General features: G+C 56.0%; 23 protein-coding genes and 1 other RNA gene. 16 read left to right on the forward strand and 8 right to left on the reverse strand.

Annotation, left to right across the window (positions count from 1 at the left end; genetic code table 11):
• The first annotated feature begins 167 nt into the window (after positions 1-167).
• From G482_RS18920 to pncB, 3 genes are all read left to right on the forward strand, one after another.
• On the forward strand, positions 168-2,690 hold the full coding sequence (locus G482_RS18920) for a carbohydrate-binding protein (protein WP_051259066.1): 2,523 nt from the start codon (positions 168-170) through the stop codon (positions 2,688-2,690).
• Between the two features lie 140 nt (positions 2,691-2,830).
• Entirely contained in the window at positions 2,831-3,634 is an 804-nt protein-coding gene (locus tag G482_RS0114605) for a cysteine hydrolase family protein (RefSeq protein WP_028450654.1), read from the forward strand.
• 37 nt (positions 3,635-3,671) lie between these two features.
• Positions 3,672-4,871 carry a nicotinate phosphoribosyltransferase gene (pncB, locus tag G482_RS0114610; RefSeq protein WP_028450655.1) on the forward strand — a complete coding sequence of 400 codons (1,200 nt, stop codon included), beginning with the start codon at positions 3,672-3,674 and terminating at the stop codon, positions 4,869-4,871.
• A 6-nt stretch (positions 4,872-4,877) separates the two neighbouring features.
• Here pncB and G482_RS0114615 read toward each other — a convergent pair whose 3' ends face one another.
• From G482_RS0114615 to G482_RS0114625, 3 genes are read right to left on the reverse strand one after another with little or no spacing between them, the layout of a single operon-like run.
• The gene (locus G482_RS0114615; protein ID WP_028450656.1) at positions 4,878-6,020 is read right to left on the reverse strand and encodes an HD-GYP domain-containing protein; all 1,143 of its coding nucleotides are present in this window, start codon (positions 6,018-6,020) and stop codon (positions 4,878-4,880) included.
• A complete protein-coding gene (locus G482_RS0114620; protein ID WP_028450657.1) occupies positions 6,017-8,998 on the reverse strand; it encodes an ATP-binding protein in 2,982 nt (993 codons plus the stop codon). Before G482_RS0114620 ends, G482_RS0114615 begins: the two co-directional genes overlap by 4 nt.
• Positions 8,985-10,124 (reverse strand): FIST signal transduction protein, encoded by a 1,140-nt coding sequence (locus tag G482_RS0114625; RefSeq protein WP_028450658.1) that lies wholly within the window; start codon positions 10,122-10,124, stop codon positions 8,985-8,987. Before G482_RS0114625 ends, G482_RS0114620 begins: the two co-directional genes overlap by 14 nt.
• Positions 10,125-10,305: 181 nt before the next feature.
• Here G482_RS0114625 and G482_RS18925 point away from each other — a divergent pair, with 181 nt between their 5' ends.
• Positions 10,306-10,875 (forward strand): MliC family protein, encoded by a 570-nt coding sequence (locus G482_RS18925; protein ID WP_051259068.1) that lies wholly within the window; start codon positions 10,306-10,308, stop codon positions 10,873-10,875.
• A gap of 117 nt (positions 10,876-10,992) precedes the next feature.
• On the opposite strand, the gene G482_RS0114635 is transcribed toward G482_RS18925, so the two are convergent.
• The 3 genes from G482_RS0114635 to thiD form a co-directional block, all read right to left on the reverse strand.
• A complete protein-coding gene (locus tag G482_RS0114635; RefSeq protein WP_034619840.1) occupies positions 10,993-11,490 on the reverse strand; it encodes a DUF1993 domain-containing protein in 498 nt (165 codons plus the stop codon).
• 63 nt (positions 11,491-11,553) lie between these two features.
• Complete coding sequence (locus G482_RS0114640) at positions 11,554-12,132, reverse strand: chloramphenicol phosphotransferase CPT family protein (protein ID WP_028450660.1); 579 nt, start codon at positions 12,130-12,132, stop codon at positions 11,554-11,556.
• A 78-nt stretch (positions 12,133-12,210) separates the two neighbouring features.
• Positions 12,211-13,077, reverse strand: a complete 867-nt coding sequence (gene thiD / locus G482_RS18930; protein ID WP_231550520.1) for a bifunctional hydroxymethylpyrimidine kinase/phosphomethylpyrimidine kinase — start codon at positions 13,075-13,077, stop codon at positions 12,211-12,213.
• Positions 13,078-13,237: 160 nt separating this feature from the next.
• On the opposite strand from thiD, the gene G482_RS0114650 reads away from it, so the two are divergent.
• From G482_RS0114650 to hemL, 6 genes are all read left to right on the forward strand, one after another.
• Entirely contained in the window at positions 13,238-13,402 is a 165-nt protein-coding gene (locus G482_RS0114650) for a rubredoxin (RefSeq protein WP_028450661.1), read from the forward strand.
• 8 nt (positions 13,403-13,410) lie between these two features.
• Positions 13,411-14,277: a M48 family metallopeptidase gene (locus G482_RS0114655; RefSeq protein WP_028450662.1), complete on the forward strand. Its 867-nt coding sequence runs from the start codon at positions 13,411-13,413 to the stop codon at positions 14,275-14,277.
• Between the two features lie 96 nt (positions 14,278-14,373).
• On the forward strand, positions 14,374-14,796 hold the full coding sequence (gene hemJ / locus G482_RS0114660) for a protoporphyrinogen oxidase HemJ (RefSeq protein WP_028450663.1): 423 nt from the start codon (positions 14,374-14,376) through the stop codon (positions 14,794-14,796).
• A 40-nt stretch (positions 14,797-14,836) separates the two neighbouring features.
• The gene (locus G482_RS0114665) at positions 14,837-15,223 is read left to right on the forward strand and encodes a DVU_2496 family lipoprotein (RefSeq protein WP_028450664.1); all 387 of its coding nucleotides are present in this window, start codon (positions 14,837-14,839) and stop codon (positions 15,221-15,223) included.
• On the forward strand, positions 15,223-15,684 hold the full coding sequence (locus tag G482_RS0114670) for a CYTH domain-containing protein (RefSeq protein WP_028450665.1): 462 nt from the start codon (positions 15,223-15,225) through the stop codon (positions 15,682-15,684). Before G482_RS0114665 ends, G482_RS0114670 begins: the two co-directional genes overlap by 1 nt.
• A 126-nt stretch (positions 15,685-15,810) precedes the next feature.
• Positions 15,811-17,097: a glutamate-1-semialdehyde 2,1-aminomutase gene (hemL, locus tag G482_RS0114675; RefSeq protein WP_028450666.1), complete on the forward strand. Its 1,287-nt coding sequence runs from the start codon at positions 15,811-15,813 to the stop codon at positions 17,095-17,097.
• A gap of 190 nt (positions 17,098-17,287) precedes the next feature.
• Here the strand turns inward: hemL and G482_RS0114680 are convergent, their stop codons facing one another.
• Positions 17,288-17,773 (reverse strand): TlpA disulfide reductase family protein, encoded by a 486-nt coding sequence (locus G482_RS0114680; RefSeq protein ID WP_028450667.1) that lies wholly within the window; start codon positions 17,771-17,773, stop codon positions 17,288-17,290.
• 368 nt (positions 17,774-18,141) lie between these two features.
• On the opposite strand from G482_RS0114680, the gene ylqF reads away from it, so the two are divergent.
• The 6 genes from ylqF to G482_RS0114710 all read left to right on the forward strand — a co-directional run bounded on the left by ylqF (position 18,142) and on the right by G482_RS0114710 (position 20,872).
• A complete protein-coding gene (gene ylqF / locus G482_RS18935; RefSeq protein WP_084414730.1) occupies positions 18,142-19,047 on the forward strand; it encodes a ribosome biogenesis GTPase YlqF in 906 nt (301 codons plus the stop codon).
• A gap of 83 nt (positions 19,048-19,130) precedes the next feature.
• On the forward strand, positions 19,131-19,331 hold the full coding sequence (locus G482_RS0114695; RefSeq protein WP_028450668.1) for a coiled-coil domain-containing protein: 201 nt from the start codon (positions 19,131-19,133) through the stop codon (positions 19,329-19,331).
• Positions 19,328-19,639 carry a cell division protein ZapA gene (locus G482_RS0114700; protein WP_028450669.1) on the forward strand — a complete coding sequence of 104 codons (312 nt, stop codon included), beginning with the start codon at positions 19,328-19,330 and terminating at the stop codon, positions 19,637-19,639. The genes G482_RS0114695 and G482_RS0114700 overlap by 4 nt, the downstream gene beginning before the upstream one ends.
• 26 nt (positions 19,640-19,665) lie before the next feature.
• Positions 19,666-19,868, forward strand: a non-coding RNA gene (ssrS, locus tag G482_RS20165) — 6S RNA.
• An 8-nt stretch (positions 19,869-19,876) separates the two neighbouring features.
• The gene (locus tag G482_RS0114705) at positions 19,877-20,476 is read left to right on the forward strand and encodes a 5-formyltetrahydrofolate cyclo-ligase (protein ID WP_028450670.1); all 600 of its coding nucleotides are present in this window, start codon (positions 19,877-19,879) and stop codon (positions 20,474-20,476) included.
• Between the two features lie 120 nt (positions 20,477-20,596).
• Positions 20,597-20,872 (forward strand): HPr family phosphocarrier protein, encoded by a 276-nt coding sequence (locus tag G482_RS0114710; RefSeq protein ID WP_081986604.1) that lies wholly within the window; start codon positions 20,597-20,599, stop codon positions 20,870-20,872.
• Positions 20,873-20,879: 7 nt separating this feature from the next.
• Here G482_RS0114710 and G482_RS0114715 read toward each other — a convergent pair whose 3' ends face one another.
• A complete protein-coding gene (locus G482_RS0114715; protein WP_028450672.1) occupies positions 20,880-21,080 on the reverse strand; it encodes a hypothetical protein in 201 nt (66 codons plus the stop codon).
• Positions 21,081-21,087: the final 7 nt, after the last annotated feature.

Raw genomic sequence — 21,087 nt, forward strand, 5'->3', positions numbered from 1 at the left:
ATTTCAAGCTTATTTTTACAGAAAATACACATTAATTTAACTTAAGCTTTCTAAATAAATTTACAGTAGTAAGTTAAATTTGAGTACACCCGCCTTCCATTAGAAAATGCTGAGACAAAAAATGACAAAAAAAGTCAGCTCTAGTCAATCTAATCAGGAAGGTATGTATGAACGCTCTCACAGTCCGGGCGCTGCTTGTGCTTGGTGGCTCGCTGTTTTCCAGCTGGGCCGCCGCGGCACCTTGCGCCGCCGCGTGGCAAGCCAGCAGCACTTATCTGGCCGGCCAGAATGTTAGTTATCAGGGTAAAAACTATCAGGCTAAATGGTGGACGCTGGGCGAGATCCCCGCTAGCAACAGCAACACCGGCCAAGTCTGGCAAGCCTTAGGGAGCTGCGACAGCACCATACCTACCCCAAGTACTACGCCACAAAGCACACCAAACAATACCCCTAGCCCAATACCTGCAACACCAACGCCAGTAGCTACGGCAACGCCGACTCCGAAACCGGCCACCCCAACCCCCTCGGCCAGCCCAAAGCCGAGCGTGACACCAAGCCCAAGCCCAAGCACCACGCCAACGCCAACGCCAACGCCAACGCCAACGCCAACGCCAACGCCAACGCCAACGCCAACGCCAAGCAGCGTACCGCCGGCCAGCAATGACTGCCAGCCGGCCTGGAATAGCAGCAGCGCCTATTTTGCTGGCAGTAAAGTCAGCGAGCAGGGCGTGAATTACCAGGCTAAATGGTGGTCGCAGGGCAATAAGCCGAGCAGCAATAATGGCGATGGCCAGCCTTGGACTAAACTGGGCACCTGCGGCAATAGCAGCCCAAGCCCCGCGCCGACCGCGAGCGTGACGCCAACTGCGACACCAACGCCGGCTCCAACGGTAACCCCAACAGTCACCCCGACGACCACGCCATCAAGCAGCCCGACCCCGAGCAACACGCCAGTGGTAACCGCGAGCCCAAGCCCAACACCGAATAGCGGCACCCCGAATGATCTGCTGATCAGCGAAGTGGCAAGCGATCCGTACAGCAGCGGTAGCTGGCTGGAAATCTACAACCCAACCAACCGCGACATCACCCTGAACGACATCAGCCTGCGCACGATGAGCAAACCGGGTGGCTGGGTGAAAACCTGGCCGCTCAGTGGCGTCTTGGCAGCGAAATCGCATATGGTGATCGTGGGCAACAACGATAACTTCACGCCCAAGAAAACCAGCCAGTCGCAATACATCGGCACTTATCAGGATTTCCCGGTATGGAGTAATAGCGATGGCGCGCTGGAATTAGTGCGCAATAACCAAACCGTCGATTTTGTGCGCTTTGGCAGCAATACGCTGGCGCCACTCACCGCCGGCCAGTGGCAGGGTGCCAATGCCCCAGTCATCAATAGTATAGGGGGGTATACGCTGGTACGCTATTACACACAAACCACTGACAGCAATACCTCTGCAGACTGGCGCCTGGTGCCGTTTGGTACCCCGGGTGGCCGTAATGATGTCGATAGCAATGCCAGCGACGATGATCATGATGGCATCCCTAGCAGCGCCAAACGCCCGGGCGGCACTTATGCCGGGCTGGATTTGTATGCCATGGGCGCGCGCGCTGGCCGACCGACGATTCTGCTGCATATCGACTGGATGACCCCGGGCACCGATGAAGGCATCAAACCGCGCAAAGAAGCCCTGCAAATGGTGCAGGCAGCCTTTGCCCGCCGCGGGATAGATCTGCTGATGGATGTGGGCCAGCTGTATAGCGTGGGCTTTAATCCGGCCGATTTTAATCTGGGCAATGGTAAGGAAGTACCATTTGCCCGCTGCGTCACGCTGTATCGCAATAATGATTGCGCTGATGTAATGGCCTATAAAAACGACAGCATGGATGTACGCCGCCGGCTGATTTTCCATTACCTGCTGATGGGCAGCACCCAAAACACCAATGGTTACGGTGGCTCATCGGGCTTGGCCGAAATCGGCGGCAATGATTTGCTCGTGACCTTAGGTTATTGGGGTCTCACCAGCAGCAGCGCGCAAAATCTGTACCGGCTGATCAATTATCAGGCTGGCACCATCATGCACGAGCTGGGCCACAATCTGGGCCTGACCCACGGTGGTAATGAAGACCTGAACAACAAGCCCAACTACCTCAGCGTGATGAATTACGCCTTCCAGCTGGATGGGGTGCCGAGTGATCCAAGCGGCAACAGCACCAGCGAGCGCGTGTATTTCCGCCTGAATAATCAGGGCAAAGCCACGCCGGGCAAAGCGCCCTATAGCTACAATGTGTGCGATCTGGTCGATGGCCCTTGCGGTAACCGCTTTGTGATCGATTATTCCGACGGCAGCAGCAAGCCGCTGAATGAAACCGCGCTGGACGAAGGCCAGATGATCGGCCGGGGCAGTACCGGGGGCGCGTATGCCGACTGGAATGCCAACTTCAGCCGCGACACCGCCACGGTTAGTTTTGATAGCAATGGCGATGGCACTCTGCAAACTACTTTGAATGACTATGACGACTGGGGCCATATCCAGCTGGCGTTTGGCAATGTTGGTTATGGTTTATTCCGCAGTGCCAATAGTGCCAGCACCAGCACACCAGCGCCGGTGGCCGAGCGTCAGCTGATCGACCAGCAGCTGCCTGTGGCACAAGAAAGCCCACCACCAGCCTACCTGCTGCCGCGTTAAGCGGGCAGCAACACGCTGCAGTCATCCCACAACCGCATGGCTTAGCCCATGCGGTTTTTCTTTGCCGGTGGGAAAGACCGCAGTTGTTGCGGCTGGCGAAGCTGCGCATAATCAGTGCACCTTGTGGCGCAGGAGCGCATATGGCAGCCCCCCGAATTCACCTGCTGATCATCGACCCCCAGCACGACTTTTGCGATCTGCCGGGCGCCAGCCTGCCTGTCGCCGGCGCCAGTGCCGATCTGGAGCGCCTCAGTAGCCTGATCAGCCAGCGCGGCGCCGATCTGGCCGGGATCCATGTCACGCTGGATAGCCATCAGGTCATCGACATCGCCCATCCCGGCTGGTGGCAAGATGCGGCCGGCCAAGCGCCCGCCCCATTTACTGTGATTAGCAGTGCCGAGGTGGCCGAGGGCCGCTGGCGGGCGCGTGATCCCGCCCAACAAGCGCACAGCAGCGCCTATGTGCAAGCGCTGGAACAGCGTCAGCGCTATCAGCTGGTGATCTGGCCCGAGCATTGCCTGCTGGGCAGCTGGGGGCATAGTGTGTATCAACCCTTGCAAACTACGCTACAAGACTGGGCCCGCCAATTTCAGCAGCCCGTACATTACCAACTCAAAGGCCTGAACCCCGGCACCGAGCATTATTCGGCGCTACAGGCCGAAGTGCCCGATCCGCGCGACCCGCATACTCAGGCGCCCAGCGCCTGGCTGGCCCAGCTCAGCTGCGCCGATGAAATCTGGATCGCCGGTGAGGCGCTCTCGCATTGCGTGGCCAGCACCGTGCGCGATCTGGTGGCCCTATGCGGCCCGGCCATCGCCACCAAACTGGTACTGCTACGCGATTGCACCAGCCCCGTTGCCAGCTTTGCCGCGCTGGGTGATGAATTTATCACCACGCTCACCCAACAGGGTATGCGTCTAAAATCAAGCACTGATCTGATCTAAACTAGCATACCCAGCTAGGTATATTTGAAGGAATGGCATGCCGCCTGTGATTGAATCGCTACTCGATACCGATCTGTATAAATTCACCATGATGCAGGAGATCTTGCATCATCAGCCGCAAGCGCAGGCCGAATACGCCTTTAAATGCCGCAATCAGCCCACCTTGCCCCTGGCGGCGTGTCAGGCCGAGATCGAGGCGCAGCTGGATCACCTATGCACACTGCGCTTTCAGGAAGACGAGCTGGCCTATCTGAGCGGGCTGCGTTTTATCAAATCGGATTTTGTCGATTTTCTGCGGCTTTTTCAGTTACAGCGGCGCTTTATCACGGTGAGCGCCACGGCCAGCGGCGAGCTGGAGATCCGTGTAGCGGGCCCCATGCTGCACTGTATGTTGTTCGAGATTTATGTGCTGGCGATTGTGAATGAGGTGTATTTCCGCCAGTTTCCTGCCGCACCAGCGCTAGCGCTTGGCCGGGAAAAACTCGCCGCCAAAATCAGCGCCCTGCAGACCTTTAGCGCCGCACCGGCCTTGCAGCATCCGTTTGTGTTTTTCGATTTTGGCACTCGGCGGCGCTTTTCGCGCCAATGGCATCGCGAAGTGGTGCAAACCCTGGCCAGCCAAGCCGGCAGCGCCTTTCGCGGGACCAGCAATGTACTGCTCGCCAAAGAATTCGGCCTGACCCCAATCGGCACCATGGCGCACGAATACCTGCAGGCCTTCCAGAGCTTTGGCTCGCGGCTGCGCGATTTCCAGAAAAATGCGCTAGAGCATTGGGTGCGCGAATACCGCGGTGATCTGGGCATTGCGCTCACCGATGTGGTAGGCACTGATGCGTTTTTGCGCGATTTTGATCTGTATTTCTGCAAGCTCTTTGATGGCGTGCGCCATGATTCGGGCGATCCATTTGTCTGGGGCGAGAAAATCCTCGCCCACTACCAGCAGATGAAGATCAACCCGCATACCAAACAGCTGGTGTTTAGCGATGGCCTGAATCTGGCCAAAGCCTTTGCGCTGTATGCGCATTTTGCTGGCCGTGCCAAAGTGGGCTTTGGCATCGGCACCGATTTATCCAATGATTGCGGCCATGAGCCACTGCAGATTGTGATGAAGCTGGTGTTTTGTAATGGCCAGCCCGTCGCCAAAGTGAGCGACACCCCCGGCAAGGGCATGTGTGAGGATGTGAATTTCCTGAACTATCTGCGCGATGTGTTTGCGATCGACCCACAGGCCCGCTAAACCCCGCTAGCGCACACCCGCCAGCGCAATATCGGCAAGCGGTGGGTCTTCCGGATCGCAATATTGCTCGGCAATGGCCTGAAACTCGGTCGCCACCCGCAAAAAGCCATCAACCAGATCCGGGTCGAAATGGGTGCCACGGCCGTCGTGGATGATCTTCACCGCCATCTCGTGGCTAAACGGCGGCTTATACACACGGCGGCTGATCAGGGCATCATACACATCGGCCAGCGCCATCAGCCGGGCCGAGAGCGGAATCGCCTCGCCCGCTAGCCCCTGTGGATAACCGGTGCCATCCCATTTTTCCTGATGCCCGTAGGCAATTTCACGCGCAAAGCGCAGAAAATCGCTTTCTTCGCCAACAATGCGTTCTACTTCCAGAATAATGTCGCGCCCCAGGGTCGGGTGGCGCTGCATCACGGCGAATTCTTCCACGGTCAGGCGGGCGGGTTTATGCAAGATAGCGTCCGGAATCCCCACCTTGCCGATATCGTGCAGCGGTGCCGATTTGGCCATCCATTCTATCTGCCGCGGCCCCAGCTCGGCAGCAAAGCGCGGATGGCCTGCCACCTGCTGCGCCAGCAAGCGCACATACTCTTGCGTGCGCTTAAGGTGCATACCGGTTTCTTCATCGCGTAGCTCGGCCATCACCCCCATCGCCATAATGGTGGCATCCTGCATTTTCACGAGCTCTTGAGTGCGCTGCTGTACCCGCTCTTCCAGCAGCTGATTATGCATTTTCAGCGCCCGCCGCATGGCCTGTAGCTCAAGCTGGCTACGCACCCGAGCTTCCACGATCGCCGGACTTAAAGGCTTGTGAATATAATCCACCGCCCCGGCCGCCAGGCCGTTAATCTCATCGGCTTCCTGTGTTTTACCGGTTAGAAAAATCACCGGTATCTCGGCCGTTAGCGCCATTTGTTTCAGCTGGCGACATACGCTGAGGCCATCGATTTCCGGCATCATCACATCGAGCAAAATCAGGTCGGGCAGTGGCTGCTGTTGCGCCAGCTGCAAGGCTAACTGGCCACCATTGGCAATGCGCAGCCGGTAATCATGCTTGAGCATGCCATGCAGCAAGGCCAGATTAGCCGGGGTATCATCGACCAGCAATAACAGTGGGCGGCTCTCTGGTGCCGGGGTACTCATACATTTTCTCCGGCAAATTGGGCATTCAGTAGCGCCAGCTGCTGGCTAGCGGCGGGCAGATCAAAATCACCAAATGCGCGCTCCAGCCGCTGGCAACTGGCGGGATCAAGCCAGCGCGGCAGCACCGCCTGCAGCTGGCGAAATTGATCAATCGCTTCGCCATCGCAGGCTTCGGTTAAGAGCTGCAACTGCGCAAACTGAGCGGCAAAATCCACCGGCAAATCGGTCACCGGCCCGGGCGCTGGGGCCGCAGCCGGATACGCCGCCCGCACCGCTTGCAAGATGGTGGCAAGCTCGGTGGCCAAAGGCTCTGACCATTCGCCCGGGTTGCCCGGTTGCGCTCGTAGCTGTTTTTCCATTTTGGCCGCTACATCGGCCAGCGCCGTCATTCCCAAGGTGCCGGCCACCCCTTTCAGCGAATGACTTAAACGCTCGGCCGCCACCGGATCGCTGCGCAGCAGGGCGCAAAACTGGCTGTAGGCATCCTGATAATCATCGAGAAATTGCCGAAACAGGCTGTCGAATAAATCCGGGTCGCCCATCACCCGAGTCAGCACCCCCTGGGTATCAACCCCGGCGATATGCGGCACAATGCTGCTATCGTAATACTGGGCATGGGTATCTAGGTCTTCAACCGCGTTGATCTTGTCGCCCGCCCAGCGGGCAATGGTGCTAAACAGCACATCAGGCTGAATTGGCTTGGTCAGGTAATCGTTCATGCCGGCATCCAGACAGCGCTGGCGTTCATCCGACATCGCATGTGCCGTCATGGCAATGACCGGGATTTGCTGCAAGCGGGGCTCGGTGCGCAAGAGGCGGGTGGTGTCATGACCATCTAGCACCGGCATTTGCAGATCCATCAAGATCAGATCACAAGGCAGCGGCATAATCGACAACCAGCCCAGCGCTTCGCCGCCATGCTGGGCCACAATCACACTGGCGCCTACCCCGCGTAATAGCTCGGAAGCCACCTGCTGATTGAGTGGATTGTCTTCCACCAACAGCACCCGCACCCCAGACAGATATTGCCCCCGCGTGGCCACGGTTTGCGGCGTGGGTAGGGCGCTGGTGCTGCTTTTTTCCAGCATGAGGGTGAAATGGAACAAGCTGCCGCGTTGCTCGGGGCTGCTTTCGACCCAGATATCGCCGCCCATCAGCTCGACCAGCCGTTTACAGATCGACAACCCTAGCCCGGTACCACCGTATTGCCGAGTGGTGGAGCTATCGGCCTGCACAAAGGGCTTAAACAGCCGGGCAATCTGCTCGGGCCGCAAGCCAATCCCACTGTCTTGCACCTGCACATGCAGCCGCACCTGGCTGCCGATTTCGGCCACCCGCTCGATCCGTACGGTCACACCGCCGTGGCGGGTAAATTTGATCGCATTGCTAACCAAATTACCCAGAATCTGCCCGATGCGCAGCGCATCGCCTTCCAGCACTGCCGGGCAATCGGGGGCCAACACCACTTGCAGCTGCAAACCTTTTTCTTCGGCCCGCACCTGATACAGCGAAATCACTTGCTCGGCCAGTGCGCTAAGCCGGAAAGGGCTGCTTTCGATATGCAGCTTATTAGCTTCGATTTTGGAAAAATCGAGAATGTCATTGAGAATATGCAGCAGCGATTCGGCAGCCACGCTGGTTTTTTGCAGATAATCGCGCTGCTGAGCATTGAGCTCGGTTTTCAGCGTGAGGTGGGTCATGCCCAGAATGGCATTCATCGGCGTGCGGATTTCATGGCTCATATTGGCCAGAAAATCGCTTTTGAGCCGATTGGCCTGATCGGCCGCTTCTTTGGCCGCCAGCAGCTGGGCTTCGGCGTTTTTGCGCAGATCAATGTCTTCGAACACCACCACAAAATGCTGACCACCTTGCAACTGATCGCTAATCGGCGAAATCGACACCGACATCCACACGGTATGGCCATCTTGATGCTGATACAGCAAATCATGGTGCCATTGCGCCTGTGGGCCGCCGTTATCCCATAGCGCGGTAAAGCTCAACCGATCGGTGGGCAGTGCCACGAATTGCGCCAGCGGCTGGCCGGCAATCTCGGCCAGCGGATAGCCCAAGAGCGATTCAAATTTGGGGTTCACATAATCCAGACAGCCTTTGGCATCGGTCAGCGCCATCGGGCTGGGGCTGGCTTCGATGGCGGCAGAGAGCTGCGAAAGGCGTTCGCTGGCTTTTTTCTGCGCGGTTACATCAAAAATAATGCCATCCAGATATTGCACCACGCCCTGCGCATCGCGCACCACCTGGCCTTGCTCAAACACCCAGCGACGCTGGCCATCACCATTGCGCAAGCGATATTCGATGCTATAGCGGCCATCCCCGGCCTGCGCCTCGGCAATCGCAGCTTCGACCAGCAGTAAATCGGTGGGCTCAATCAGCGAGCCATAGCTAATCACCGGCTCATCACCCAGAAACACCTCGGGCGTATAGCCGGTGAGGTCTTGTACTTGCTGGTTGATAAACAGCATACCCCAGGGGTAATTTAATTCGCAGCGAAACACCACTCCGGGTACATTGGCCACCAGCGTACTGAATTGTGCTTCCTGATGGCGCATCCGCGCCTCGGCCTGCAGCTTATCCTGCACCAGCTCATGCATCAGATCACTGAGCAACTCGAGATTAGTCTGGCTGCGCTCCAGCAAGGGCCGCTGCAGCCCTTCGAGCAAAACATTGGCGGTATCCCACAGCGAATCAATCACCCGCTGGCGGGCGGCAGCTTCCAGGCGTAATTCATTATTAGCCTGAGTGAGCTCGGCCGAGCTTAATTCCAGACTGCGCGCGCGCAGCGCTAGATCGCGCTCATCTTGCGCATAAGCTTCGCTGATGTGCTGTAGCAAAGTGGGTAATTTGGCCAGCAGTGGGTCGTAGCTCTGTGCCAACTCAGCCAGCGCCGCATCCACCGCAGCCGCATCGCTCCAGCCCAGCTGGCGCTTGAGCTGGCGTAGCAGTAATTTATGCCAGGTCATCGGCCAGCACCGATAAGGTCATGGTTTGATTATGCAACTTACAGGTCAGCACTTCACCCAGCGGGCTGATCTCGCCATAAGAATAAAACCCGCTTAGCACTGCTTGCGAGCCCAGCACTTCGCCCACGGCTTCGACTTCTTCATCCACCCGGCCACCCAGCACTAGCTTGCGCCCCACGCAGCTGACCAAAATGGCCAGTACCGGCTCGTCCCCCAAGCGCTGCAAAGCTACACCAGCCGCCTGCTCGGCGCCTTCGATCAAGGCATCATGGCTGGCATGCATCAGCCGCAAATAACCATCCGGCACCAGATCACCAGCCAGTATCAGCGAGCCAGCAGCTTCATCCACCCCCAAAATCGTGCGCACCAAGCCGCTTTGGCTGTGATCCGGCCCGAGTTTTTCCAGCGGAAACAGCAAACCCGAGGCCGGTAATTGCTCGGCGTATTCACCCAGATAGCGCTTGTACATACTCAGTGCGGGTTCGCCATCAAGCTCATACAAAATATTGCCCGCGCAGCGGGTGACTTTGCGCGCCGGGCCAAAAGGCTGCCAGCCGCCAAATGAGCCATGCCCAAGCCGGATTCCAGCCGGAATCGCCATCGCCACCACTTGTTGAGCGCTACAGCCATGCTGGCTGAGCACGCTGGTGCTGGCAAACGCGCCATTATCGCCCGCCAGCCCACCAATAATCGGCACCGGCTGCGGCAGCGCTTCGGCCACGCCTTGCACCAAGGCGCTGCCATTCACTTGCACCCCGGGGCTCAGCACCAGCACACCGGCCAATGCTACGCCGGCTAATTGCTGCCCCAGCCGCAGGCCGGCGGCATGACTATCTTCCATATCGGCTAACTGCGTGGTGGCCAATTTGGGCCGGCCCGCCGCCCACTGCACCGCGGTAATCACGAGGCTATGCTCATGCACCCCAGCCTGATTGATTTCACCCGCGGTCGAACACCCCACCAATGTAGCCTCAGCACAGCCCGCCTGCAGGGCAGCCAGACAATATGGATCGGCAATCAGCTCGGGGCTGCCCAAAATCAGTACCCAATCGGGCGAAAAGGTGATCGTTTGCAGCGCAGCGGGGAGTTGGGCGAGGTCGGTGACGGTCAGTTGTTTAATCTGCATGGGGTGCATCCTGCCTAGAAGCCTGTTTGCAGTGTAGACAAGGCTGGCGCTTTCTACCGTGCAGATCGCAGCTGATCTCGCACACGATACGCCACCGGGCTGGTAGTAATCACGCCGCGTAGGCCTGCGGCGGGGCGGCAAAATCTGCTAGATTGCCCACCAGTCAACACAGGAGTTCGCGATGTCACGCGTGGTGGTTTTCCTTGCCGGCTGTTTGGCCAGCACCAGCTTATGGGCGGCCCAGCCCAGTTTTTCTTGCAGCCAGACGCAACATGCGATGGAAAAACTGATCTGCCAAGATGCCGAATTAGCCCAGCTCGATACTGAATTGGCGCAGGCCTATCTGATCGCCCGCCAGAAACTCAGCCCGCAAGCGGCCAAAGCCTTGCCCGCGGCTCAGCGCCGTTGGCTGCAAAAGCGCAATCGTTGTGCGCAGGCAAGCGAACCGAAAGCCTGTGCCACTCGCCTGTATCAGCGCCGTATTACCGAGCTAAAACTGCACAGCCAGCAGCTGCCCGAGCCGGCAACCGTGACCTATGATTGCGGCCAGGCGCCAACTATTTACGCGCGTTTTTACAATGATCTGGATAGCGCGGTGGCGCTAGAGCGAGAGCAGGAAAAAGTACTGCTGTGGAGCCAGCCCGCCGCCAGCGGGGCGCGCTATGGCAATGCCTCGATCGAATTTTGGGAGCATCATGGCGAGGCGCTGGTGAATTGGCATCGGCAAAGCTTTACCTGCAAACCGCGCTAGGGGTATCGGGTTGTAGCCAATATTTCGCATAGCCTACATAGCTATACCAAGGCAGGTATATCGACTGCAGACGCAAAAAAGCCGCTCGATCACGAGCGGCTTTTGCTTGTTTGGCACTTAAACCGGGCCGAGGAAATCGGCCTTGCCCACATTCACGCCATTACTGCGCAACAAAGCGTAGGCCGTGGTGAGGTGGAAATACAGATTCGGCGCCACAAATTGCTGCACATACACCGGGGCACTCATCGGGTTGGGCAAAAAGGAAAGCTGAATGGTTTTTTCCGCCGCTGCCGCGAACGCGCTTTCTGGCACGCTGGCGATAAATTCTCGCGTGGCGGCAATGCGCTGCTTGAGCTCGGCAAAGGTTTTTTCCTGATCTTCATGCTTGGGCGCAGTGGTACCCGAGAGGCGTGCTACCGCAAATTTGGTGGTGTCACACACGATCTGGATTTGCTTCACAAAGGGCAGCATATCGGGTGCCAGACGCAAACCCAGCATGGTTTCGTCACTCACTTGCTTAAGTGCGGCATATTCCACCGCTTTATCCAGCAAATGATCCAGCTGCTGCAACGCACGTTCATACACGGGTACGGTGATCTGATAGTAACTAAACATCCAAGCCTCCCAGCCAATCAAGCCACCCGCACCATGCGGGCGTACTGCCAACAGCATTGTGGCTTAAGCGCCCAGATTCAAGTTTTCTAGCGTATTGATGGCGCCATGCCACATACCCCCAGCTTGTATTGCCTGTAGGATTATTTCAGCTGCTGCCTGCGGGCTAATACCCGTGGTATCAATCGTGAGGTCATAATGCATCTGCTGATGCACGCGCGGATATTCCCACGCGGCCTGGCCTGCCGCCCGATCGCCGCGCGCGGTTTCGCGCCGCACCAGCTCATCCAGCGCACAATCCACGCCCACCAACAGCACCGGATAACCGGCCAGCTCAGTCAAGAGCTCGGCTTTTTCATCGCTGTCGCACCAGGCATTGTCCAGCAGCAAACGGCAGCCCGCTTGCAAGAGGCCCGGTAGCGCATAGTGATAAGCGCGCACCAGCTGGGCAAAATCATAGCCGCTGCGCGTAATCACCCGGCCGCTTTGCAAGGCGGCCAGATCGCTCTTCGGCAAGCCATCGAGCAGGCTATCAATGCTGAAATTCAGGTATTGCACCGGCAATAGCTCTTGCAGCGCGCGGGCCAGCGCCGTTTTACCGCTGCTGCTACAGCCATTTAAAACAATCACTTGTGGGTAATTCATTGTCGCTACTCAAGCAAAACCCGCCAGCGGCGGGTTAGGGGAAGACAAAGGCGATGGAAATCGTGCTGAGGAACCCGATTACTGCAGGCTTTTGGGCGCCTGCTCATCAAATTCAATCACCGTGGTGGGGTTTTCCTCAGCTGGCGGGCGCGCCCAGAACAGGCGATCCGGAATCAAAAAGCCCATCCCGGGGCGGAAGGCCTGGCTCAGAGCCTGGAAGGTGTATTCCTGCGCTTCCTGCACCGCCACCAGCATTTCAGCGCCATTGGCCATCGCACCGGCAATGGCCGACGCCAGCGTCGCACCCGCACCATGAAAACTGCCCGGCAAACGCTCGCGGCTATCCGAATGCACCCGCCCCAGTCGGCTAAACAGGGTATTGATCACTTTGGCGGTTTTTTCGTGCGAACCGGTGATCAGCACATATTCGCCACCGTATTGCAGCATGCGCTGGGCCGCGGCATCCAGCGGCAGATCTTCTTGCTCTTCCGGGTCTTCCGAGCCGAGCTTGCGCGCATCATCGCTATTGCACACGACCAAATAAGTGTGCGGCAGCATCAGCTCGCGCATCGCGCTGGCCAGGTCTTCCGGCGCCAGCTCTTCGCCGCGACCCATACTGAATACCGGCTCTAAAATCAGCGGAATATCCGGGTAATCTGAGGCAATTTCGGCGATCACCGCCAAATTCTCGATACTGCCCACCATGCCCACTTTGATGGCATCAATTTTGATGTCTTCGAGGATAAAGCGGGCTTGTTCATCCACCAGCTCGCTATCCACGGCCTGAAACGATTGCACGCCGGCGGTATCTTGGACAGTCATGGCGGTAATGACCGGCAAACTGTGGCAGCCCAGCGAAGCCAGCGCGAGCAAATCGGCCATCAGGCCAGCGCCTCCGGAAGGATCATTGGCAGCAAAGACCAGCACGGTCGGTGGGGTAGGCATCATAAGCGCTCAAAAAGCCAGCAAAAAGAGTTTAAAATCGAACGACACTGCGCCAGATTGGCCAGCAATAAAGTGGCCTGTTGCCCCGGTTAGAAGGCTTGAAAAAGCAGCCGGCAGCAGGAATCTGGAATTCTAAACTACTTAAGCCCGGTTGACGCTGATGAAAAAATATATGTGCCTGATTTGTGCCTTTATCTACGACGAGGCCGCTGGCCGTCCGGAAGACAATATTGCTCCGGGCACCAAATGGGAAGACGTGCCGATGAACTGGACCTGTCCGGATTGCGGCGCACGCAAAGATGATTTCGAGATGGTGGAAATTTGAGGTTCCCCATGCGTAAAACTGTCGTCGCCCTGCTCACCGCGGCCTTGTTGGCCGGCTGCCAGCAGGTCAACACCACCCAAGGTGGCGCTGTGGGCGCCACACGTACGCAAAAAATGAGCAAATTGCTCTCCAGCGAGCAGGTTGATCAAATGGCGGCCGCGGCATATAGCGAAACCCTGGGCAAAGCGCGGCAAAAAGGCGTGTTGCTGCCCGCCAGTGACCCCACTGTGCAGCGGGTGAAAGCCATTGCCAACCGGCTGATTCCACAAACCGCGGTATTTCGCCCCGACGCGCCGCAATGGCGCTGGGAAGTGAATGTCGAGCGCAATCCGCAGCTCAATGCCTATTGCATGGCCGGTGGCAAAATCATGTTTTTCACCGGCATTATCGAGCGTTTGCAGCTCAGCGACGATGAAATCGCCCAGATCATGGGCCATGAAATCAGTCACGCACTGCGCGAGCACAGCCGCGAGCGGATGAGCGAGGAATACAACAAACAGCTCGGCCTGCGCGGAATTTCGATTGCGGCCTCTTTGCTCGGTGGCGGTAAATACGATGACGTAACCAATGCGGCTTTAGGCATTGGCAGTCAGGCTTATGATGTGGCACTGGCTTTGCCCAATAGCCGCACGCATGAATCCGAAGCCGATATGATGGGGCTAGAACTCGCCGCCCGCGCCGGCTACAACCCGCAAGCTGCGGTCACCCTCTGGCAAAAGATGGCAGCGGCTAGCCGAGGCGCTCCGCCCGAGTTCCTGTCTACCCACCCATCGAGCCAAACGCGGATCGCCGAGCTACAAGCCAAAATCCCCGCAGTGCAGGGCCTTTACGAAGCGGCGCGGCGTAATGCCCCCGCCAAAAAAAGCAAAGGCTGATCTAGCCCAAGGCAGAACCTCAACACGGTCAATACAGTCCCAGCACTGATTGACCGTTTTTTCTTTGTTTGCTGTGCCTAATTCAGGAGTCTTCCCATGTTGTGGGTTAAAGCCTTTCACCTTATTTTTGTGATTAGCTGGTTTGCCGGGCTGTTTTATCTGCCGCGCATTTTTGTGAATCACGCCATGGCCACCGAGCCGGCCGAAATCGAGCGGCTGAAGCTCATGGAGCGCAAGCTGTATCGGTTTATGACCCCGATTGCCGTGCTGGCACTGGGTTTAGGCATCTGGACTTGGGGCTACTACGGCTTTTACGCGGGTCCGGGTTGGTATTGGATGCACGCCAAACTCACGCTGGTGGCAGGGCTGATTGGCTACCACCTGTGGTGTGGCAAGATTTACCGCGATTTTGCCGCCGATAAAAACACCCGCAGCCATGTCTGGTATCGTGTGTTCAATGAAGTGCCGGTTCTGGTGTTGATTGCGGTGGTGATTCTGGTCATCGTGAAACCATTCTGAGCCACGCACGCCCACTCTTGGTGACAACGGTAAAGTTCGAATGAAAACCTTATTGCTGGCGGCGAGTTTAGCCGCTGTACTGACCGGCTGTGGCGAGCCGGCCGCCCAATGCGGGGTGTATGCCATTGGCCCGAGCCAGATCAAACAGCTCTTGCAGGAAAACAAAGCCGATCCGGCGCCAGGCCGGCTGGAAAAATCGCAACTGCCGGCCGATTTTCCCGGTCATTTGCTGGATAAAGACGGCTATTACCGCGGCATGCAGGTATATTGCAAAATCGATGAAGCCAAAGCGGCGCTCAGCGCACAAAGCAAAACCGACTGGCTGGTGTATGAGCTGAGTACCGATTGGCAAAATGGCGTTTACAAAGCCGACGATGACGCTTTCCACCTGAAGGCTACCACCCCGATCAAACAGGCGGTGCAGTAATGGCTGTTGAAATCGAACGCAAATTTTTGCTGGCCAACGCCGATTGGCGCGAGCAAGTACAGCAAAGTACCCGCATTGCGCAGGGCTACCTGAATGACGCGCCTGCCCGCACGGTCCGGGTCCGGGTAAAAGGCGAGGCCGCATTTTTAACCATCAAAGGCCAGACCGAGGGCATTAGCCGGCTGGAATTTGAATACCCAATTCCGCTGGCCGATGCGCTGGAATTACTCAAGCTCTGCCCGAATGTGCTGGATAAAACCCGGCATCTGGTGAATCTTGACGGGCACACGTTCGAAATTGATGAATTTCATGGCCAGAATGCCGGCCTGATTGTGGCTGAGCTGGAATTGCCCAGTGCCGATGCCCGCTATCCGCAGCCGGCGTGGCTGGGGGTAGAAGTCTCGGGTGATCCGCGTTATTTCAATAGCGCGTTGTCCACTCATCCTTACTGTAACTGGTAAGTCAGTGAGCTGGTAAAATTGCTTTACCCTTCGGGTCGGCCACGCCGGCCCTTTATTTTATCCAGGGTATTTAGCTGAAAACCAATCAGACCAATGCTTTTGGATAGATACCATACAGAGGTATTTATGAGTCGCAATGAAGCTTTATTTGCTGCTGCCCAGCAGCACATCCCCGGCGGGGTTAATTCACCAGTGCGGGCCTTTGGTTCGGTCGGCGGTACGCCGCGCTTTTTCACCAGAGGCGAAGGCGCCTATGTGTGGGATGCCGATGGCAAAAAATACATCGATTATGTGGGCTCCTGGGGCCCGCTGATTCTGGGGCATGCGCATCCAGCAGTGATCGAAGCGGTGACGCGCACGGCGCAAAACGGCATGAGCTTTGGCGCGCCGACCGAGGGTGAAGTAGAAATCGCCGATTTACTCTGCGACATGCTACCGTCATTAGGGCAGGTGCGGCTGGTTTCCAGCGGCACCGAAGCCACCATGAGCGCCATCCGTCTCGCTCGTGGCTATACCGGCCGCGACAAACTGATCAAATTTGAAGGTTGTTACCACGGCCACGCCGATAGCTTGCTGGTGAAAGCGGGTTCTGGGCTGCTGACCTTTGGGAATCCGTCTTCAGCTGGCGTACCCGCCGCAGTTGCGGCTGACACCATTGTGCTGCCGTATAACGATGTGGCCGCCTTGGAAGCGGTATTTGCCGAGCAGGGCAGCCAGATTGCGGCGCTGATCGTCGAGCCGATCGCCGGCAATATGAATCTGGTTCAGCCAAGTAAAGAGTTCGTCGCGGCAATGCGCAAACTGACGCAGGAGCATGGTGCGGTATTGATTTACGACGAAGTGATGACCGGTTTTCGCGTCGGTTTGCAGTGCGCGCAAGGCCTGCATGGCATTACGCCGGATCTGACGTGCTTGGGGAAAGTGGTGGGCGGTGGTCTGCCATTGGCAGCCTTCGGTGGCAAACGCGAAATCATGAGCAAATTGGCGCCACTGGGGCCGGTTTATCAGGCGGGTACGCTATCAGGTAACCCATTGGCTGTCGCAGCGGGGCTAGCCACACTGCAGGCGCTGCGTGAACCGGGCTTTTTTGCCGCTTTAAGCGCCCGTACGCAGGCTTTGGCCACTGGCCTGACCCAGATTGGTCAGCAATGGCCTACCGAGCTACAAATCAGCGCCCAGAGCGTTGGAGGGATGTTTGGTGTGTATTGCAGCCCAACAGTGCCACATAGCTATCAGGAAGTGATGAACAGCAACCGTAGCCGTTTTAACGCCTTCTTCCACGCGATGTTGAACGAAGGGGTTTATCTCGCACCATCGGCATTTGAAGCTGGCTTTGTAAGCGCCGCCCACGACGACGATGATATTCAATACACGCTGTTTGCAGCGAACCGGGTCTTGCAACAAATGGCTTAAGCCGTTGCAGATCTGGCAAAAGCAAAAAGCCTCGCAATCGCGGGGTTTTTTTTATGCGCTGTAGTCTTATAAGCCGTAACAACGGGTAGGCGCTACAGCAACGCTCAATCAGAATGTAGTCGGCAAACAACCACTACCACCTTGTAGACCGGTTTTTAGCTAAACTAAAAATCCTAAAACTATCAATAGTTTAGCTTTCGATAGCACGTTGAATTTCAGCGTAATCAGGTTCGCCAATATATTTCTTAATCAGCTTGCCATCACGACCAATTAAGAAATTGGTAGGCGTGAGCTGAATACTACCAAATTGTTTAGCAATCTCGCCGTTGGCGTCGTAGACCACATTGAATGGCAATTGCGTGCGCTGATAGTAATTTTCTATGTACTGCAGATTGTCGTAACTCATGGCGACGGCAATGGTTTGTAGTCGGTCATGACCATACTTGAGCTGGATTTTTTTAAGCTCTGGCATTTCTTTCATACAGCCAGTACAGCTGGTGGCCCAGAAGTTAACCAGGACAACCTTTCCTTTGTAGTCATCTAATTTAAAACTTTTACCTTCCAATGTTTGCATTGCATGTTGGTTGGGTAAGGTTTGCTGGTTACCCAAGACAAAATAGCTGCCTAAAGCAATACAACTGGCAGTAATTGCAGCGAGTAAGAGCGGTTTTTTCATGACTTTCATCCTTCAAGCTGGCGCTATTCTAGGGCAAGTTGCTCTGTCGTGGGAGACTTTTCGTGGGTCTGCAGCTGTAGAGGTTTTCTTTTACATATATATTGAAAAGAAAGAAGTAATGATAAAAATAAGGGCAGTCGCCCCCTGTGGATAAGCTTTTTTCCACAATCAAATCAGTACTTTACGTTATCCACAAGGGGGTGGGTGCTTTCCGTATTCCCTGTGGATGGTTTGGTGGCGGAATTATCCCCAACCGCAAACCACGGATTATCCACATGTGGATGATTTGTTCTCCACATGCCAAGTGGCTGATTTGTTAAGTACTTTGTGAATAAGCGTATAATCGCGGTTTTTCTTGGGGAAGCACGATGGCGATACAATGGTTTCCGGGGCATATGCATGCCGCGCGCAAGAAAGTAGCCGAAACCATGGCCAAGGTGGATGTGGTGATCGAGATTGTCGATGCGCGCATGCCACTCTCTAGCAGCAACCCGATGATCGAGAAATTACGGCTGTTTCGGCAGCGACCAGCGCTGCGGGTGCTCAATAAGGCCGATCTTGCCGATCCGGCGCTGAATAAAGTCTGGATGAATTGGTTTAAATCTCAGCCGGGTACCGAGGCCTTGTTGCTGGGCGAAGATAATAAGCAGATTGCGCTCAAGCAGATTCCTGCTTTGTGTCTGAAGCTGGCGCCCTATCGTACCGGTGTGGAAAAACCACTGCGTGCCCTGATCATGGGGATTCCGAATGTAGGTAAATCCACCTTGCTCAACACACTGGCGCAACGCAAAATCGCCAAAGTGGCGGATACGCCAGGGGTGACCAAATCACAGCAGCGCATCGAAACCCTGAACGGCGTTATTTTGTATGACACGCCGGGCTTGATGTGGCCGAAAATCGAGCACGAGCCTTCGGGTTTTCGTCTGGCGCTGGGCGGCTCGATTGGTCGAAATGCCTATGATGAAGTCGAAGTGTGCTGGTTTGCGCTTGAAGAAATGCGTCGTCGCTATCCGCAGGCCTTGATGGATCGCTACAAATTGCCAGATCTGGATGGGGATGTCGAAACCTTGTTTGCGCGTATTGGTCGCAAACGCGGCGCGGTGATGAGCGGTGGCGTGATCGACGAGCAAAAAACTGCCGAATTAATCATCACCGATTACCGCACCAAGGCCTTGGGCCGGATGACGCTGGAAACACCGGATGATTTTATCGGGGTTGATCTGGGCGATGGCGAAGACGTTGCCGAGCCTGAAGCGGAGCCAGATGCCATTTAATGGGGTTGGCATTGTTTTGGTTTACCCTGCAAGTGCAGTTTGCTGTGGGCAGACTGCTGATTTCTGACTTTTGGAAGCACATTATGGAAGCTGAATTGCTCAATCTGGAAGACAAAGTGCAGCAATTGGCCGCGCTCTGCCGGCAGCTGCGCAATGAAAACCGCCAACTGCGACAAGATTTGCTGCAAACCCAGCAAGAAAATCAGCAATTGAATGGCAAACTGGCTGGCGCCAAAGACCGCTTGGCCAGCCTGCTAGCGAAATTGCCGGAGGAATTGGCATGAGCGATGACATCAAACAACTCGATATCTCCATCATGGGCCGCGAATTTCGGGTGGCCTGCCCGGTTAGCGAAGAAGAGACGCTGTTGCAGGCCGTGCAACTGCTGGATAGCCGCATGCACGACATCCGTACCAATGGCAAAGTCATCGGTTTGGAAAAAATCGCCATCATGGCCGCGCTGAATATTACGCACGAGTTTTTGCAAACCAAGGCGCCGGGCGGAATTGACATTGGGGCCCATCAGCGTAGAATCGATCGCATGAATTCCACCATTGATGCGGTGTTGCAGGAACAGACCGAATTATTCTGACCTGCCCATCACAACAATGACCGCTTGCTTTCCTGCGGTGCTCGTAACGGTTCAGATTCTTTGAACCGATAAGCTGTATAGCAAGTTTGCCTGGTCTATTGAGGCCTGTTGTGCGCGTTCACCCTGCCTTGTGCAGCGCGTTTGAATGCACCTGATGGTTTCGACTGGGCGACAACCTTGAACCTCTGGGTTCAAGATGCGAACCGTTATCGGCATTCGCGGGAAGCCCCTTCTGTTATGTCCCAGTCTTCTACTCTGGATAAAGCCGCCGTCCGGCGGCACTTACGGCAAGCCCGTAAGGGTATCTCTCTTCAAGACCGACAAGCCGCTGCCTGGAAGGTAATACATACCCCGGGTATTAAGCGTATTTTGCGCCCCGGCCGCAAAATTGCGCTGTATATCCCCATGGGAAGTGAATTTCCGACCTGGCCATTGCTTTTGCTGGCACTACAGCGCCGCTGTCAGGTGTATTTGCCACATACGCCCGCGCGGGGGCGACAGCTGGGTTTTGTGCGCTTGAATGAAGACAGTCAGTGGACTTTCGGTCCTTACCAGATTCCTGTGCCGGTACATCCTGAATGGTGTTCACCCAAACAGCTCGATGCTGTGTTTGTGCCCTTGGTGGGGTTTGATCGTCGCTTGGCGCGGATGGGGCAGGGTGGTGGTTTTTATGACTACACCTTTGCCTTTCGGCGTACTCGCCGCCACTGGCGTAAACCTTTGCTGATAGGTTTAGCCTTTGCGTGTCAGGAATATCCGCAGTTACCGTTCGAACCGTGGGATTTGCAGCTGGATTGCCTCATTAGTGAACGTGAATATTTGCGCCGCGCCAACTGAAAAAGTACAGTGCCATAATGGTTAATCCGCAGGTACAGTAAGTTGAAACTTAGCTATGATGTGTGCATCGCTGCGCACATGTAAGCGCACTAATGATTACTTTTCACTTTGAGGTTGATTATGGCTGCAATCGTCTCTAATCCCATCAGTATCGTGAATTCAACTGGCCTGCATGCTCGGCCAGCCGCGAATGTGGTGAATGTTGCCAAGCAGTATCAGTCGGACATCAAACTGGTGTTCAAATCGATTGAAGCCAATGCCAAATCCGTGGTTTCGGTGATGGGCCTGGATGTCAGCCTCGGCGATAAAATCCAGATCAAAGCCGACGGGCCCGATGCTCAGGCGGCTATCTCTGCACTCACCCAGGTCATTTCCTCGGGTTGTGGGGAAAAATAAAACCGCATCAAAGGGTAGCTTGCTGCCCTTTTTTGTTTCTGGGCCGCGTAATCCAAGCTGAGGAATTGTAATTTTTCGTAAATTCCCAGCCTTTGGGCGCTAAAAAACTGATTACACGCAATTTTTTCTGCTGCGCAATGGTTAAAATCCGGCCCATCTTATTCGTGTTGAATTCACGCGCGTCATTGAGCAGGGATTGCTGAGTCATCGATTCG

Source organism: Chitinibacter tainanensis DSM 15459, from assembly GCF_000429785.1.
In the GTDB taxonomy this organism is placed as follows: Bacteria; Pseudomonadota; Gammaproteobacteria; order Burkholderiales; family Chitinibacteraceae; genus Chitinibacter; species Chitinibacter tainanensis.

Excerpts from the sequence above, each read along its gene's own strand:
- G482_RS18920 (WP_051259066.1), top strand. The coding sequence starts at position 168 with ATGAACGCTCTCACAGTCCGGGCGCTGCTTGTGCTTGGTGGCTCGCTG.
- G482_RS0114605 (WP_028450654.1), top strand. The coding sequence starts at position 2,831 with ATGGCAGCCCCCCGAATTCACCTGCTGATCATCGACCCCCAGCACGAC.
- pncB (WP_028450655.1), top strand. The coding sequence starts at position 3,672 with ATGCCGCCTGTGATTGAATCGCTACTCGATACCGATCTGTATAAATTC.
- G482_RS0114615 (WP_028450656.1), bottom strand. The coding sequence starts at position 6,020 with ATGAGTACCCCGGCACCAGAGAGCCGCCCACTGTTATTGCTGGTCGAT.
- G482_RS0114620 (WP_028450657.1), bottom strand. The coding sequence starts at position 8,998 with ATGACCTGGCATAAATTACTGCTACGCCAGCTCAAGCGCCAGCTGGGC.
- G482_RS0114625 (WP_028450658.1), bottom strand. The coding sequence starts at position 10,124 with ATGCAGATTAAACAACTGACCGTCACCGACCTCGCCCAACTCCCCGCT.
- G482_RS18925 (WP_051259068.1), top strand. The coding sequence starts at position 10,306 with ATGTCACGCGTGGTGGTTTTCCTTGCCGGCTGTTTGGCCAGCACCAGC.
- G482_RS0114635 (WP_034619840.1), bottom strand. The coding sequence starts at position 11,490 with ATGTTTAGTTACTATCAGATCACCGTACCCGTGTATGAACGTGCGTTG.
- G482_RS0114640 (WP_028450660.1), bottom strand. The coding sequence starts at position 12,132 with ATGAATTACCCACAAGTGATTGTTTTAAATGGCTGTAGCAGCAGCGGT.
- thiD (WP_231550520.1), bottom strand. The coding sequence starts at position 13,077 with ATGCCTACCCCACCGACCGTGCTGGTCTTTGCTGCCAATGATCCTTCC.
- G482_RS0114650 (WP_028450661.1), top strand. The coding sequence starts at position 13,238 with ATGAAAAAATATATGTGCCTGATTTGTGCCTTTATCTACGACGAGGCC.
- G482_RS0114655 (WP_028450662.1), top strand. The coding sequence starts at position 13,411 with ATGCGTAAAACTGTCGTCGCCCTGCTCACCGCGGCCTTGTTGGCCGGC.
- hemJ (WP_028450663.1), top strand. The coding sequence starts at position 14,374 with ATGTTGTGGGTTAAAGCCTTTCACCTTATTTTTGTGATTAGCTGGTTT.
- G482_RS0114665 (WP_028450664.1), top strand. The coding sequence starts at position 14,837 with ATGAAAACCTTATTGCTGGCGGCGAGTTTAGCCGCTGTACTGACCGGC.
- G482_RS0114670 (WP_028450665.1), top strand. The coding sequence starts at position 15,223 with ATGGCTGTTGAAATCGAACGCAAATTTTTGCTGGCCAACGCCGATTGG.
- hemL (WP_028450666.1), top strand. The coding sequence starts at position 15,811 with ATGAGTCGCAATGAAGCTTTATTTGCTGCTGCCCAGCAGCACATCCCC.
- G482_RS0114680 (WP_028450667.1), bottom strand. The coding sequence starts at position 17,773 with ATGAAAAAACCGCTCTTACTCGCTGCAATTACTGCCAGTTGTATTGCT.
- ylqF (WP_084414730.1), top strand. The coding sequence starts at position 18,142 with ATGGCGATACAATGGTTTCCGGGGCATATGCATGCCGCGCGCAAGAAA.
- G482_RS0114695 (WP_028450668.1), top strand. The coding sequence starts at position 19,131 with ATGGAAGCTGAATTGCTCAATCTGGAAGACAAAGTGCAGCAATTGGCC.
- G482_RS0114700 (WP_028450669.1), top strand. The coding sequence starts at position 19,328 with ATGAGCGATGACATCAAACAACTCGATATCTCCATCATGGGCCGCGAA.
- G482_RS0114705 (WP_028450670.1), top strand. The coding sequence starts at position 19,877 with ATGTCCCAGTCTTCTACTCTGGATAAAGCCGCCGTCCGGCGGCACTTA.
- G482_RS0114710 (WP_081986604.1), top strand. The coding sequence starts at position 20,597 with ATGGCTGCAATCGTCTCTAATCCCATCAGTATCGTGAATTCAACTGGC.
- G482_RS0114715 (WP_028450672.1), bottom strand. The coding sequence starts at position 21,080 with ATGACTCAGCAATCCCTGCTCAATGACGCGCGTGAATTCAACACGAAT.